Here is a 15,682-nt window from a genome sequence, read left to right as displayed (position 1 = left end):
TCTTTTTAATTTGTGAAAAAAGTAAAACAACAATAAAAGCGCAGACTGCAAAAACAATCTGCGCTCACATAGTTACCAAACTTAATTTTAATGGTAACGATTTAACGGCAACGCTTCGAAAGTGGCGCCCACGGTTCAAGCATTACTGGTTCTTGATCCAATACAGCTAAAGTTTCTTTGTCAAGGTACTTTTTGTTGATGATTATTTCGTTCACATAACGATCGAACCACTCTGCTGAGCCAACATAATAGCCATCTTCGCCAGCATCCTTGCCCCAGCTGTTCTCGATCTTCCAGCGATCTGGCTCGCCATCTTTGTTAAGATTCACGCCAGTGAATGTCATTGCGTGATTTCCTGGGCAATCCATATATTCCAAGCCGTGAGCTTTATCGAATGTAAACTTCACGTCAAACAATTCATCTACGCGCACAACTGCAGGATCGAAGAATCCACTGTCACGCAAGGAGAACTGCGTGCAATCGCATGCAAACCAGATTGGATGACCATCTTTTAATTGGTCTACAGCTGCTTTTTTGAATACATCGAGAGGCACATTAACAAATTCCATTTCCTTTGTTTCAGCTACGTTGGTGCTGTACTTAAATTGGTAGAGCTTGTTGAATGGTGTGCGTTCCATAGGTGCGTTGCATATTGTTACGAAGTCGTTTACGTCAACTGGAACGTACTTCTTTGCGAACTCAAGTGGAGTAATTCCGTATTCACAAATCATTGGACGCTCATCTTTGCCGGTTTTTGGCTTGTCAGCTTTGCCGGTTTTCTCGCCATCTTTCTTGGTTTCGTCTTTTTCGCCGTCCTTCTTATCGTCATCGTCATCTTTAGTTCGTGCGAAGAAGTCAAACTGTGCAGGTGGTTCACCCAGGGCAATAGTTGTCATACGATAAACGGTTTCCAAATCGCGAACTTTCATTTCGCGCAATTCTTCCAAAGAAGTTCCGTTCTTATGAGCTTCACGCAATTCGTATGCAAACTCGCGCAACTTGGTATTGATGTATTGTACGAATGCATCAGAGTCGACTGAGTTCTGTGAATCTGGATATGCACTCTTTGGCACAAGTCCGTACTTGTTTACCAAGTTGACGAACATTTGCCACCAGCCGCCGTCATCGATTGGACCATAGTTAATGCTCTCAAAAAGTCGGCTATTAACATCTTCATCAAGTGTTGAAAGCACATTTTCCAAATAAGCGTTTGCTTTTTCAATCTTGTCCCAGAAGAATAGGTAGCTTTCTGAAAACTCAAAGTCGTCTAAATTCCACTTATGCATTACTTCGTATCGCAAAGTATTAAGTGAGGCGAACATCCAGCAGCGTCCGGAGCGTTTCTGATTGGTAATGCTGCCTTGTTTTAATTCTATTGAGAATTCGCGAGGAAGAGCACGCTTGCCTTGGTAGCTTGTTGCGGCTTTAAGCACACCATTTGTTACTGCTGCATTCGCGGCGAGAAGATTTGCGCGCTGTTCGTTAAAATGTTTGGAATAATTTTTTACATGTTCCAGAGTTACGGCTTTGACGTTTTCAGCCATGAGCTTATTCATTCTCCTTTTAGAGTTGAAAGTACGAATAAAAAATATTGTATACTGCTCAATGTCTCGCGTGTGTTTCTTGTCTATGCCTATTTTCGGCATTTGCTTGAATACTATTAATTATTTTAGTAAAACTACAATTTTTTCGGTAAATATTCAGTTTTTGTAATTAAATTTTGAATTTATTATATTTGCTTATAAAACGTATTTTGTATGTATAAAAATACTTTTTTGATTTTAAAATACATGTCTTTGTGTAAAAATATAGCTAGAAATCACTGATATTTTGCGTTTTTTTGCATGTTTAGATATGTATAATGTAACTTATATATACGAAATTTTTCCCTTGGGTATTGAGAAAAGTGTTGTGCAAAAATATTTTCTGTTTGTCTCTTTGTACATAGCTTGGCTAAAAATATACTAATTATGTGTCCCGGATTGACAAGGGTTGATTCAAACACGCCCTTTTCAAGGTCGAGTGTTAGATCGGCAATACTGTAAATCACAAGATTTATGGATGCCGAATGGAGGTAAAAAATGGCTAGTCGTAGAAAAGAGTCACAATGATACGATACATCGTTAAACGATGCCTGAATTATGTGGTGATGTTGTTTGTTGCCGTATCCATGACGTATTTCTTGACAAGTGCTTTTATGAGACCGCGTTCGAACTACATGTCTAGGCATCCGCATCCACCTATTGCATCAATCAACCGTTCTTTGGATTTGGCAAATATTAACGACCAGACTCCAGTGTTTACTCGTTATTGCCGTTGGATTTACAACATTTTTACTAAGTGGGATTGGGGATTGAGCCCAGATCAGGCTCCAGTTGGCCCGGCAATTATGTCTCGTATTGGCGCATCTGTTCAGCTGGTTACTGGCGCTACAATTCTTGGCATTGTTCTCGGTGTTAGCGTTGGTGTTTACACTGCTATCCGTCAGTACAAGTGGCAAGATAGAGTTCTTAATTCCACCGCAACCTTCCTGTTGGTTGTTCCTGCAGCAGTTTTGGGTTTGATGGTTGTGCTTGCTGCTATTAGCATTAACCACGCAACAGGCGTGCGACTTTTCTACGTTACTGGTTTGCACTCTTACCAGGGTTCTGACCCGTTCATGTTCCTTCTTGACTTCCTTCAGCATTTGATTTTGCCGACGATTGTTATGACAATTCCTGGCATGGTTGGGTATCATTTAACGCAGCGCACGTATCTTCTCGATACTATGAATGCTGATTACGTTCGTACGGCTCGCGCTAAGGGCTTACCTTTGAATTTGGCTATTCGCCGCCACGCTTTGCGTACTTCTTTGATTCCAACAGCTGTTGACGTCGCCTTCTCTATTGCAGGCGTGTTTACGGGTGCTGTGATTACTGAAACCGTGTTTGCTATTAACGGTCTTGGTAGCTACTTCGTTCAGACCATTATGCAGAACGATATTAACGGTTCTGTTGCTATTGCAGCGTTTGGTGCTGTATGTACCTTAGTTGGTGCTCTGCTTGCAGATATCTTCTCTGCTTGGCTCGACCCACGTATTCGTTTGAACTAGCAGAACAGTGTAGGTGAATTTGATATGAATAAAAAAGATGTATCTTCAAAACCTCAAGAGTCTGCTGCAGATAGAAAAGCTACTGCTGGTGCCTGGGGCAACTTTAAGCGCACTGGTAAGATGACGCTTTATACGCGTCGATTCTTCCGTCGCCCGTCTGCAGTTGTGGGCTTGGTTATGCTCATAATTTTGATTCTTTTTGCTTTGTTTGGCTCAAAGATTTCAAAGTGGAGCTACGACGAACCAGACTTTTCTTCTTTAGCAACTCCTCCTTCTGCAGAGCATTGGCTGGGAACTACGCCAGGCGGTTCAGACATGTACGCAATGGTTGTGCGCGGACTTGGCCGTTCACTTTCCATTGGTATTGTTAGCTCTATTACCATTACAGTTATTGCTGCTTTGGTTGGTACTGCTATTTCTTACTTCGAAGGATGGTTTGAGCAGGTTGGTATGTGGCTTTTGGACATGCTGCTGATTGTTCCTTCCTTCCTGCTGATTGCTTTAATCATTAGTGCTTCTAGTGGTGGTAGCGATTGGCTGTGGTTGGCATTTGGCTTAACAGCTTTTGGTTGGATTGGTTACGCTCGTACTCTTCGTACGTTGACTTTGAGCTTGCGCGAACGTGAGTATGTTCGTGCAGCTAAGTTCGAGGGTGTTTCTTCGTTCCGCATTATTGTGCGCCACTTGGTTCCAAACTTGGGTTCTGTATTGATTATTAACACGGTTCTTGGTGTTATTGGTACGATTAACGGCGAAACTGCTTTGAGCTTCTTGGGCCTTGGTATTAAGGCTCCGGATACTTCTCTTGGTACTTTGCTTAATGCTGGCCAAAGCGTTGTGCAGACTTCTCCGTGGGTGCTTTTGGTGCCGTCTGCAGTGCTTGTTTTGCTAACCTTCTCCGTGCAGCTTATTGGTGACGGTTTGCGTGATGCCATTGATCCATATTCTAGGTCTGTTGGTAAGGCCGACTAACGAGCGTTTGGAGTGATAAACATGACTGATATTGCAAATAACGCTATTAAGGAAGAAACCACGATGGAAGATCAAAACAACGAACCGTTGCTTTCAGTACGCGACTTGCAAGTTAGCTTCGCTTCTGAAGCTGGTACTGTGCATGCTGTGCGCGGAATGAATTTTGATTTGTACCGCGGAAAGACTATTGGTATCGTTGGCGAGTCCGGTTCCGGTAAGTCGGTTACTTCTTTGGCTGTGATGGGCTTGCTGGATAAAAACGCTAGCGTTAAAGGCTCTGTAAAGTATAAGGGCGAGGAGCTTTTAACTAAGTCTGATGCAGAAATGAGTAAGATTCGTGGCAAGAATATTGCCATGGTTTTCCAGGATCCTCTTTCTGCTTTAACTCCAGTTTTCTCTATTGGCGATCAGCTTAAGGAAGCTTTGGTTATTCATAATCCTGACATGACTGAAGAGCAGATTCGCGAGCGTTCTATTGAATTGCTTGATTTGGTTGGTATTACTAAGCCGGCTGAGCGTTTGAAGGCTTTCCCTCACGAGTTTTCTGGTGGTATGCGCCAGCGCGTGATGATCGCTATGGCTATTGCCAATAATCCTGACATTATTATTGCCGACGAGCCTACTACCGCTTTGGATGTGACTATTCAGGCTCAGGTTTTGGAAGTTTTGAAGAAAGCTCAGCGCGAAACCGGCGCTGCAATGATTTTTATTACTCACGATTTGGGCGTAATTGCTGGCGTTGCAGACGAAGTTATTGTTATGTATGCGGGTCATTTGGTTGAGCATAATAGCGTTGAAGAGATTTTTGCTCATCCAACTCAGCCGTACACTATTGGCTTGTTGGGCGCTGTTCCTCGCGTTGATCAAAAGCGCACTCGTCGTTTGACTCCAATTTCTAAGCCGACTATGGATATGCTTATGGCTGAAGAAGAAAGCGGCGACGACAGCACAATGATGGGTCTTGAAGCGGAAAGCGAAACTGTTCGCTCGTTGCTTCATGCGGAAACCGAAAAGCCAATTAAGCCAATGTTTGAAGGCATTCCTCGTGAACAACGAAAAGTTGTTTTGGATGTTAAGAACTTGGTTAAAACATTCCCAATTACTAGCGGCGGCTTCTTGCGACGTAAGGTTGGCGAAGTTCGCGCGGTTGATGGTGTGAGTATTGAGGTTCGTGAAGGCGAAACAGTTGCTTTGGTTGGTGAGTCTGGTTCTGGTAAGTCCACGACTTTGATGGAGATTATGGGCTTGAAGAAGCCTGAGTCTGGTTCTATTACAGTTTTTGGTACTGAGTTGAACGATAAGTTGACTCGTGAGCAGCGTCGCGAACTTCGTTCTAAGATTCAGTACGTGTTCCAGGACCCAATGAGCTCGCTTGATCCTCGTATGCTTGTTTACGATATTTTGGCCGAGCCTTTGCTCGTGCAAAAGAAGTCGAAGGAAGAAATTCGCCAGCGTATTGCTGAGCTTATGCAATTGGTTGAGTTGAATCCTGATCAAGTTGATCGCTTCCCAACGCAGTTCTCCGGCGGCCAGCGTCAGCGTATCGCTATTGCTCGCGCTTTGGCTGTGAATCCTAAGCTTTTGCTTCTTGATGAGCCAGTTTCGGCTTTGGATGTTTCTATTCAGGCTGGAATTATTAACTTGCTTGAAGATTTGCAAGACAAGTTGGGTGTTGCTTACTTGTTCGTGGCGCATAACATGGCTGTTGTTCGACATATTTCTAGCCGTATTGCTGTTATGTATCACGGTCGAATTGTTGAATCTGGTGAAACGGATGAGGTGTTTGATAATCCAAAGCACCCTTACACTCAGGCTTTGATTAGCGCTGTGCCAATTCCGGATCCTACAATTGAGAAGAACCGTAAGCGTATTATTCTTTCTGAAGAAGATAATTTTGACGATGTTAGGTAATTCATGACTTGTTGATTTTAGTTAATCTTCATCAATCTGAATAAATTACTTAGTCGCGCATGTTTATTACAACATGCGCGATTTTTTATTGTGTAACATAAATTTAAAAAACGTAATATATTTTGTTTTTTAGCCAAAATAAACTAAAAAATTTTCTGTTCTGCTCATTGTAGATAATAAATTATTCTTTTTTGCCTAATTTTCATAAAGTTGAAAAGAAAAAAATCAATATTTTGTGAAAACGATTTGTCGAATGTCATAGAGTTGTATATACTCATACAACATACCGGAAGACGGACATCATCCGGGGAATGAGAGGAATCATGAAAAATACAAATGCAGGTAAACTGACTGTATTTGCCGCAGCTGCACTTTCTGTTGCAATGCTGCTCGGCGCTTGCGGCGGTGCTACTAACAATGCTGGTAAAGCAGGTATGACTGAAGAGCCAGCTGCTGGTGTTGACACTTCTTACACTGGCGAACTTCCAATGCCAGATGTCAACAAGCGTTACGATAATCCACAGTCACGTGACAACGTTAAGGACGGCGGCACTTACACCGTTGCTCTTCCTGTTCTCGGCCCAAACTGGAATTACGCTTCTAACGACGGTAACTCTGGTTACATGAATACTTTGTGGGGCTTCTACCAGCCAAATCTTATGGCTTATGACACCGTTAAGGGTGAAAAGCTTAAGTACAACCCTGACTACATCACTTCCGTCAAGAAGGTTAGCGATAAGCCACTCGTTGTTCAGTACAACTTGAACCCAAAGGCCAAGTGGAATGACGGCACTGATATTGATTACACCGCATTTAAGGCTACTTGGCAGGCTTTGAACGGAAAGAACAAGGATTACTCCGTCCCAAGTACTGAAGGCTATGACTGCATCAAGAGTGTTGAACAAGGTTCCACTCCAAAGCAGGTTATAGTGACTTATGAGAAGCCATGCGCAACATGGGAAATGCTTTTCGCTCCACTGGTTCATCCAAAGGCCGGTGACGTTAAGACCTTCAACCAGGGTTGGGTAAACAATCCTCACAACGAGTGGGGTGCAGGTCCATTCCAGATTGAATCCGCAACCGAAAATCAGGTTGTTTTCACCCGCAATCCAAAGTGGTGGGGTAAGAAGGCAAAGCTCGATAAGGTCGTTGTAAAGCGTATGGAAGATACTGCAGCTTTGAACGCTTTCCAGAACGGTGAAATCGATGCTGTAACCGATACCATTTCTTCTAAGGACGCAATCAAGTCTGCTCGTAGCGTTAAGGGTGCTCAGCTGCGTTACGGCTACAGCACCAAGGTTCGCGTGCTTAACTTCAACGCTAAGTCCAAGCCACTTAACGAGCTTGCAGTTCGTAAGGCTGTTGTTCAGGCATTCGACGTTGCTACCTACAACAAGATTCAGTTCCAGGGCATGAACTGGAAGAGCGAGCAGCCAGGTTCTGAGCTTCTCTCCATGTTCCAGGCTGGCTACAAGAACAATCTTCCTGCTGACGGCAAGTACAACACCGAAAACGCTAAGAAGACCCTTGAAGCTGCTGGTTACAAGATGGGCAAGGATGGCTACTACGCCAAGAATGGCAAGACTCTTGAGATTTCCTTCACCTTCTTCGGCGATGATTCTACTCAGGCAGCTCTTGCTAACGCATTCCAGGCCATGATGAAGAAGGCTGGAATTAAGTGCAAGACTGTGAACCATGCTGTTGCTAAGTTCTCCGAGGTTGTTGCTTCGCACGAGTACCAGGTGCTTCCATTGGCATGGCAGTCCACATCTCCATTGAGCTTCTTGTCTGCAGCAAGCCAGGTTTACAAGTCTGATAGCGATTCCAACCTCGGTCTCGTTGGCAATAAGAAGATTGATGCTATGCTCAACAAGATTGGCAAGACCTACGATTACAAGGAACAGACTGATTATGCAAACAAGGCAGAGTCTGCAGCTCTCGCACTCTACGGAACTCTTCCAGTTTCTGCTCCTCCTATTTACCAGGTGTTCAAGAAGGGCTTTGCTAACAACGGCCCTGCTGGTTACGCAAGCACCTACCCAGAGGATATGGGCTGGCAGAAGTAAGTAAATTTGTAGCGATAATTCGCGCAAGTTTACTAAGCTGATTGCTTAACTTATAGCATGTGGCGTGTAGTCTTTTGGCTACACGCCACATCTTTTTGTGTATGCTAATGTGAGAAAATAGTATAAATTTAAAATTAAGTCTCAAAAAGCAAAATCGGAAACAAAGGAGAAGCTGGCGCATGTACGTCAATCCGAATAAACGCAAAGATGCGAGTAACGTGCGCTGGGTATTGCAATACTGTAAGCCGGACATGTGGAAAGTTTGGCTTGCTATTTTTCTATTTATTATCAATGACACGATGGCAATGACAATGCCGTTGCTTTCGGGCTTTATTGTAGACAAAATCATTATTGGCAAACAGCATAATTTGCTTATAAGCGTATGCGTTTTGATGGTAGCAATGATGATTGTTCGCGTTGGCTCAAGGTATATTTACCAGCTTTTAATGGAAAAGTTTGGTCAAAATGCCGTGTATCGCCTGGTGAGCGACGAGTACGAAAAGCTTCATTCTCTCGATTTTACGTACTTTAATCACACGCGCACAGGCGACATTATGAGTCGTATGACATCGGATACTGACGCGATTCGTCATATTTTAAGTTGGGTTTCGTATATGGCGTTAGATTGTGTAGTAATGTTCGTGCTAGCGCTGGTTATAATGTTTTCAATTCAGTGGAAGCTCGCTTTAGCACTTATGTCAATTACGCCATTTTTGTTTCTGCTCGCAAAAATTATGGGCAAAAAAGCTAGACCGAAATTCCTTGCAATTCGTGAATCCTTTGCGCGCATGAATTCAATGGTGGAAGAAAATATCGAGGGGAATCGCGTAGTAAAAGCTTTCGTGCGTGAGGATTACGAAACTAAGAAATTCGATAAGTGCAACGAAGACTACTTTAATTGCAATATTACGCTTGCAAAAAATACTCAAAAATACATGCCTTGGCTCGATGGCATGGGTTTTGTGCTTGAGCTTATAACAGTTGGTTTCGGCGGATGGCTTGTTTTGAATGGCAACATGACTTTAGGTGCATTCGTCACTTTTAATAGCTTCCTTTGGATGCTACACATGCCTGTACGAATGGTGGGCTGGCTTATTAATGATTGGCAGCGTTTTAACGCAGGATGCGTGAATATTCGCAAACTTCTTACGCAAGAATCGCATATTAGACATCCAAAAGAAGCGGACGAAACCGTTAAAATTAGAGGTAAAATTACTTTTGAGCATGTTGATTTTTCATTCCCAGACGATCAAGACTCTCCAATCTTAAAAGATATTGATTTAGACGTTCCTGCTGGAAGCAAACTGGGTATTCTTGGTGAAACTGGTTCCGGCAAATCAACTCTCGTAAGTCTTATAGCAAGATTCTATGATCCTACGCGTGGTCGTGTTTTAATTGACGGAAAAGACGTGCGCGAATGGCCGTTAGAAACTGTTCGTAACCAAGTTAGCATAGTTGCGCAGGAAACATTCCTATTTTCGGACACTATTGCAGGAAATATTAGTTTTGGATTACCTCAAACTAAAGAAAATTGTAAGGAATTAGATAATACCATTCGCACGATGGCAACAATTGCTGCAGCAGACGATTTTATTATGGATATGCCAGAAGGCTATGAAACAGTAGTAGGCGAGCGTGGGGTAGGTCTTTCTGGTGGGCAAAAGCAGCGTTTGAGCTTAGCTAGAGCGTTGGCAAATAATCCTGCAATCTTGATTATGGACGATACAACTTCTGCTGTAGATATGGAAACGGAAGAGCATATTCAGCAGGAGCTGAAAAAGCTTGATGGCACGCGCACAATAATCACTATTGCGCACAGAATCTCATCCGTTAAAGATGCAGACATGATTGTTGTGCTAGATCACGGGAAAATTATTGAACGCGGCACGCATGCTCAGCTTGTTGCAGCGCACGGGAGGTATTGGGAGATCTATAGAAAGCAACTTGGCTTTAAAACTGGCAGGTCTGCAGGATTCGAAACGAAGGGGGAGTAGAAATGGCACAACGTAATACTTATCGTGAAGACGAAGGTCAAGAAGAACACATAAACGTGCACGAACTTATGCGCGTTAGAAAATATATGAAGCCGTATGCTACTAAACTTCTATTCGTAATTATGGTAGTTATTAGCGGCAGCATCATTATGACAGCGATGCCAATGATTACGAAAACGCTAATCGACGTTGTATTGTCTCAGAAAAACGTCAATTATTTATATACAATTATTGCCGTATTCGCACTGCTCATTATATTGTATGAGCTTGGTTTAGCGTACAGAACTTTAGCAATTACGCGCATCGGCCAGATGATAATCAAAGACATGCGACGCGATATTTTTACGCATGTTCAATCATTATCTTTTGATTATTTTGATTCGCGTCCGCATGGGAAAATTCTGATTCGCATCGTAAACTACATCAATACGCTTTCTGACACGCTTTCGTCTGGTTTAATTAACGTATTTTCCGACGTTTTTGTGCTTATTATTACATTAATAACAATGTTTGTTATAGATTGGCGAATGGCTTTGTGGAGCTTAGCGCTATTCCCAATATTTATAATTTGGACGCGAACTTTACAAATTTTGCAAAGAAAAGCGTCTAAAAAATTATCAAATAAACAAAGTAATTTAAATGCGTATTTGCACGAATCAATCGCAGGAGTAAAAACAACGCAAACTTTTGCGCGAGAAGCTACAGCATACGCTACTTTCCAAGAGCAACAAGCAGAAGTAAGAAGTGCTTGGATGCGAAACGTTAGAGTGCAAATGTTACTTTGGCCTGGTGCTTCAATTATTGAGACTGCAGCAATAGCGCTTTTGTATTACTCTGGCATAGCAAACTTAGGTGCAATGAACGTGAGCACGGGAACACTTATAGCATTTGTTTGGTATTCGACTACTTTCTGGGATCCAGTAGTAAATATTGGAAACTTCTATACGCAACTTGTAACGTGCTCAGTTTATTTGGAACGAATTTTTGAAACTCTACGAATTAAGCCAAATATCGTAGATAAGCCAGATGCTATTCAATTGCCTCAAATCGAAGGAAAAGTAGACGTAAACGACGTTGTTTTCCGTTACGAAGAAGATGGAAGGCCAATATTAAACTTGGTTGATTTGCATGTTAATCCTGGCACTACTGTAGCTCTTGTGGGACCTACTGGTGCAGGAAAAACAACTCTCGTAAGTCTTCTTTCTAGATTCTACGACGTTTCAGAAGGCTCGATTACTATAGACGGGTACGATGTACGTTCAGTAACGCTCGCATCTCTTAGAAAACAAATGGGCGTAATGTTGCAAGATAGTTTTATTTTCAGTGGAACCGTACGCGAGAACATCCGTTATGGAAAGCTCGATGCCACTGATGAAGAAATTGAGATTGCAGCGCGTGCAGTTCATGCTCACGAATTTATTGAAGGATTACCGAACGGATACGATACTGAAATTGAAGAGCGCGGAGCCACTCTTTCTGCAGGTCAGCGTCAGCTTATATCGTTTGCGCGAGTATTGCTTGCGAATCCGCGAATTCTTATTCTAGATGAGGCAACAAGTAATATTGATACTCGTACAGAAGAAGCATTACAAGCAGGATTAGCTCAATTACTTAAAAATCGCACATCTTTTGTAATAGCGCATAGGCTTTCGACGATTGAGAATGCGGATTTGATTTGTGTAATCGATCATGGAGAAATTGTTGAAAAAGGCACTCATAACGAGCTTATGGAGGCAAGAGGAGCGTATTATCGTCTTGTAAAATCGCAATATGATGCAATTCGCAAAGCAGTTTTATAAATACTTATCATTCAATAAAAATTGACAGTTGAGTTTGCGAGTAGACTTAAAAATATGAGTAAACATCATCGCGAACATAATTGGGCGCCGGCTTTAGCAACGCAATCTGCAGTATGGGAAAATCTGCTACAAGAAGGAATAACAATTGCAGACGATCACACGCACATGATTAGCGTTGTGGATTTTGCACATAATTTGAATCAAGAATTAGCAGAAAAAGGCCGCGATGTAATAGCGGAACCTACTGCAGACGATTTAGTTGTTCAAGCAAAATCATCAGGCGTTTCGCACATGCTAGAAGTCGGATGTGAATATCCAGATTGGGAGCCGACGATTAAGTTTGCTCAAACGCATGAAAATTCAGTTCGCGCAGCAATAGCAATACACCCAAACGAAGCAGTATTACACGGTCACAAAGGAGCTAAAGGCCCTGACGGACTGCCGATAGTTTACAAGCCGTATCACGATATTCCATTTGACGAAGCTATGCAACATTTGCGCTCGCTAGTAATTGCTCATCCAAAAGAAGTAGTGGCAATAGGTGAAACCGGTTTAGACTACTTTCGTACGGGAGAGCCTGCGCGAGAAGCACAAATAGAGGCTTTCCGCGACCATATTGCGCTCGCAAAAGAGCTGAATTTACCTTTACAAATTCACGATCGTGATGCGCATGAAGACGTAGTAAAAGTCTTACTAAAAGATGGTGCTCCTGAGCGAACAGTATTTCACAGTTATGCTGGTGGTGTGGATTTAGCCGAAATATTGAAAGAGCACGGTTGGTACGCAAGTTTTTCTGGAACGATAAGTTACAAAGGCAATGATGAATTACGCGAATCTGCGCGAATTATTGGCAAAGACCATATAACTGTTGAAACGGATGCGCCTTATTTAACGCCAATGCCGTATCGTGGACGGCCAAACGCGCCTTATATGGTTCCTTATACGCTAGAAACACTTTCTGAAGTTCTAAATATATCGTTATTGCAAGCAGCGAAAGTTACACGCGAAAATACGCGAAAAATTTACGAATTTTAGGAATATAAAATCCTTAATTTTCAAGGATTTTTTAATATTTTTTGCGCGATGCACTATTGTTGTATACAATATCCAAGTACGGAAATAAAACTGTGAGGTGTGAGGTTTATGCGACTTCTTGTTGGCATCAAGAAGAAACCTCATATATGGAGGAACAATTAAGCATGACTAAGTCACGCACTACTGTACCATCAAACGATAGTACAAAGGATCCTCGCAACGGCGCGAAAGATTCCGAGAAAAGCACTAAATCCTTAAAAGGTACTAAGGATGCTATATTGCGAGCTGCCTCGTTTACTAAGGCTCCTCAGGTGTCAAAAAAAACGACAACACGCGAAGAGCGCAAAGTAATAGCTCAGCAGCAAGCGCAAGAGGTAAAAGAAGCAGAAAAGCTTGTTGCTAGTGCAGTACGAGGTCCGTTAGGTAGATGGTGGGCAAAATTGCAAACCAGTTCCGATCGTTTTACATTGGGAATGGCAATTGTTGCTCTTGGCGTTGTCTATGGCGATATTGGTACTTCTCCGCTTTATACTGCGCAAACATTTTTAGCAGGTCAAGGCGGCTTACAAAACATAAATCGCGCGACTATCTACGGAATGCTTTCGCTACTGTTCTGGTCAATCACATTAATTACAACCGTAAAATACGTATTTGTTGCAATGAGAACAGACAACAAAGGCGAAGGCGGCATTTTTGCTTTATATTCGCTTCTACGTAAAAAAGGCGCGTGGCTTGCAATACCGGCAATGATTGGTGGAGCCGCGTTTTTGGCAGATTCTGTGTTGACTCCTGCAGTTTCCATCTCTTCAGCAGTTGAAGGTTTGCGCACTATTGCAGTGTTTAAGCCAATATTCTTAGAAAATGAGAATTTGTCGATGATGATTACGGTTATTATAATCGTCATACTTTTCTCTGTACAGCAACGCGGAACTGAGCGAATTGGCAAAGTATTTGGCATTGTTGTGATGCTTTGGTTTGCTTTCCTTGCGCTGGTTGGTGTCATGAACATTGGCCGAGATTGGACTATTTTTGAAGCACTTAACCCGATTCATGGCATAAAATTCCTGTTTAGCACGCATAATGTGCAGGGATTAGCGGTTATGGGTGTGATCTTCCTTTCTACTACCGGTGCTGAAGCGTTATATTCTGATATGGGTCATGTTGGTAGAGGCAATGTGTACGCAACCTGGCCGTTTATTAAAGTTGCTTTGCTGCTGAATTACTTTGGGCAAGGCGCTTGGATGTTGAAAAATCAAAACGATAAAGCATTATGGTCAATAGAAGGTTTGAACCCGTTCTTCCAAATGCTTGAACCGAATGTGCGATATGTTGCCGTTATTCTTTCGGTTACTGCTGGCATTATTGCTTCTCAAGCGCTGATTACAGGCGCATACACAATGGTTTCTGAGGCAACAAGCCTAAATTGGATGCCACATTTGCAAGTGCGATATCCTGCTAGAACTCGTGGACAGCTGTATATTCCAGTTGTGAATGTTGTGCTGTGTGTTGCCACTATTACGGTTCTTGCAGTATTCCGCGATTCTGAACATATCTCTGGCGCGTACGGTTTAGCTTTAACTCTCACTATGCTTGCTACGACTATTTTGCTCACAGTGCACATGTGGTATCAAAAGAAGCGATTTGGTGCCTTCATATTTGCAATCGTATTCCTCATGATTGAGATGATGTTCTTTGTGGCTTCCATGGCGAAATTCATGCATGGTGGCTGGTTTACTATGCTGCTCGGTGTTTCAATTTTGATCATTATGGTCACTTGGAAAGATGGAACTAAAATTGAGCGTTCGCAACGTTTGCACATGAAACCGAAAGATTTCCTACCTGTGCTAGATAAGTTGCACGGAGATTTCCGTATTCCGTATTTCGCTGACAATATTGTGTATTTGACTTCCGATTGTGAAATGAAGCGTCTCGATACTGGAATCTTCTTCTCTATTTTTGCCGACCATCCAAAGCGTGCTAGAGCTTGGTGGGCTGTTTCTGTAGAAACAGATGACGCTCCGTTTACTCGTGAGTATTGTGTAGAGAATTTCGGTACGGACTACTTATTCCGCGTAAAAATTAAACTCGGATTTAAAGTGTCGCCTTCTATACCAGCGTATCTTCACCAAATTATGCATGACTTGTCGCACACGGGCGAACTTCCTCAGCAAAAATCCGTGTATCCGAAGGTTGATGCAGATCCAGATATTGGACCAATTCGATATGTTCTGTTGCACAAAGCGTTGATGCCGGAATCTAATATTTCTGTGCGTGGAGCGTTATCTTTAAAGATGAAATATGCAATTAGACATGTTGCTGGTACGCCTGTTAAATGGTTTGGTTTGGCTCCTTACAATCCGGTTGTTGAAGTGCAGCCGTTGTTTATTTCTACTCGCAGACCTCCGCGTTTGAAGCGTGAAGACTGTTCTCAGCGAGCAGTTCAATCTTTGCAAGGTGCCTCAGCGCTTGAAACTAATATTCACGTTGTGAAAGATATCAGACCTACTGATGCGGAGCAGACTGCTGTTATGAACGCACGAGATATTGCTGCTGCTAATGTGATGTTTGCTAACGAAAAACTTGCCAATACTGGGAAAATTAGCCCAGTTCCAATTAAAGAGACAAAAAAAGTTAGCGTGAAGAAGCCTAATAAAGATGGAGCAAATATCGATGCAGCGAATGTAACGCATGCTGTTGTGCAGGCTGTGGAGGATGCTGCTCGTGCCAATGATGCGAATAGTGTGAAATCTGAAAAGAGTGCAGCAACTGAAAAGAGTGCAAAAAATAATCTTAAGTAAGAATCTTAAGGAAGAG

At 42.5% G+C, this 15,682-nt stretch carries 9 protein-coding genes; 8 read left to right on the top strand and 1 reads right to left on the bottom strand.

The features are described 5' to 3' along the window. Positions 1-101: 101 nt before the first annotated feature. Complete coding sequence (locus HXT57_RS05730; protein WP_033888419.1) at positions 102-1,544, bottom strand: aminopeptidase C; 1,443 nt, start codon at positions 1,542-1,544, stop codon at positions 102-104. A 563-nt stretch (positions 1,545-2,107) separates the two neighbouring features. On the opposite strand from HXT57_RS05730, the gene HXT57_RS05725 reads away from it, so the two are divergent. The 8 genes from HXT57_RS05725 to HXT57_RS05690 all read left to right on the top strand — a co-directional run bounded on the left by HXT57_RS05725 (position 2,108) and on the right by HXT57_RS05690 (position 15,666). Next, positions 2,108-3,091: an ABC transporter permease gene (locus tag HXT57_RS05725; RefSeq protein WP_033888405.1), complete on the top strand. Its 984-nt coding sequence runs from the start codon at positions 2,108-2,110 to the stop codon at positions 3,089-3,091. 24 nt (positions 3,092-3,115) lie between these two features. Beyond that, entirely contained in the window at positions 3,116-4,063 is a 948-nt protein-coding gene (locus HXT57_RS05720; protein ID WP_004107999.1) for an ABC transporter permease, read from the top strand. A gap of 21 nt (positions 4,064-4,084) precedes the next feature. Then, positions 4,085-5,974, top strand: coding sequence for an ABC transporter ATP-binding protein (locus HXT57_RS05715; RefSeq protein ID WP_004107998.1), 1,890 nt, complete (start codon positions 4,085-4,087; stop codon positions 5,972-5,974). Positions 5,975-6,297: 323 nt separating this feature from the next. Beyond that, on the top strand, positions 6,298-8,040 hold the full coding sequence (locus HXT57_RS05710; RefSeq protein WP_004107996.1) for an ABC transporter family substrate-binding protein: 1,743 nt from the start codon (positions 6,298-6,300) through the stop codon (positions 8,038-8,040). 179 nt (positions 8,041-8,219) lie between these two features. Continuing rightward, positions 8,220-10,034, top strand: a complete 1,815-nt coding sequence (locus HXT57_RS05705) for an ABC transporter ATP-binding protein (protein ID WP_033888404.1) — start codon at positions 8,220-8,222, stop codon at positions 10,032-10,034. A 2-nt stretch (positions 10,035-10,036) separates the two neighbouring features. Further along, entirely contained in the window at positions 10,037-11,833 is a 1,797-nt protein-coding gene (locus HXT57_RS05700) for an ABC transporter ATP-binding protein (protein WP_004107992.1), read from the top strand. Positions 11,834-11,887: 54 nt separating this feature from the next. Beyond that, complete coding sequence (locus tag HXT57_RS05695) at positions 11,888-12,868, top strand: TatD family hydrolase (RefSeq protein WP_421783530.1); 981 nt, start codon at positions 11,888-11,890, stop codon at positions 12,866-12,868. A 164-nt stretch (positions 12,869-13,032) separates the two neighbouring features. Then, the gene (locus HXT57_RS05690; protein WP_064621759.1) at positions 13,033-15,666 is read left to right on the top strand and encodes a KUP/HAK/KT family potassium transporter; all 2,634 of its coding nucleotides are present in this window, start codon (positions 13,033-13,035) and stop codon (positions 15,664-15,666) included. The last annotated feature ends 16 nt before the right edge of the window (positions 15,667-15,682 follow it).

The organism is Gardnerella sp. KA00771 (assembly GCF_049244045.1).
GTDB lineage: Bacteria > Actinomycetota > Actinomycetes > Actinomycetales > Bifidobacteriaceae > Bifidobacterium > Bifidobacterium swidsinskii.
The sequence above is the reverse complement of the archived record's forward strand: the minus strand, read 5'-3'. Positions and strand labels throughout refer to the sequence as shown.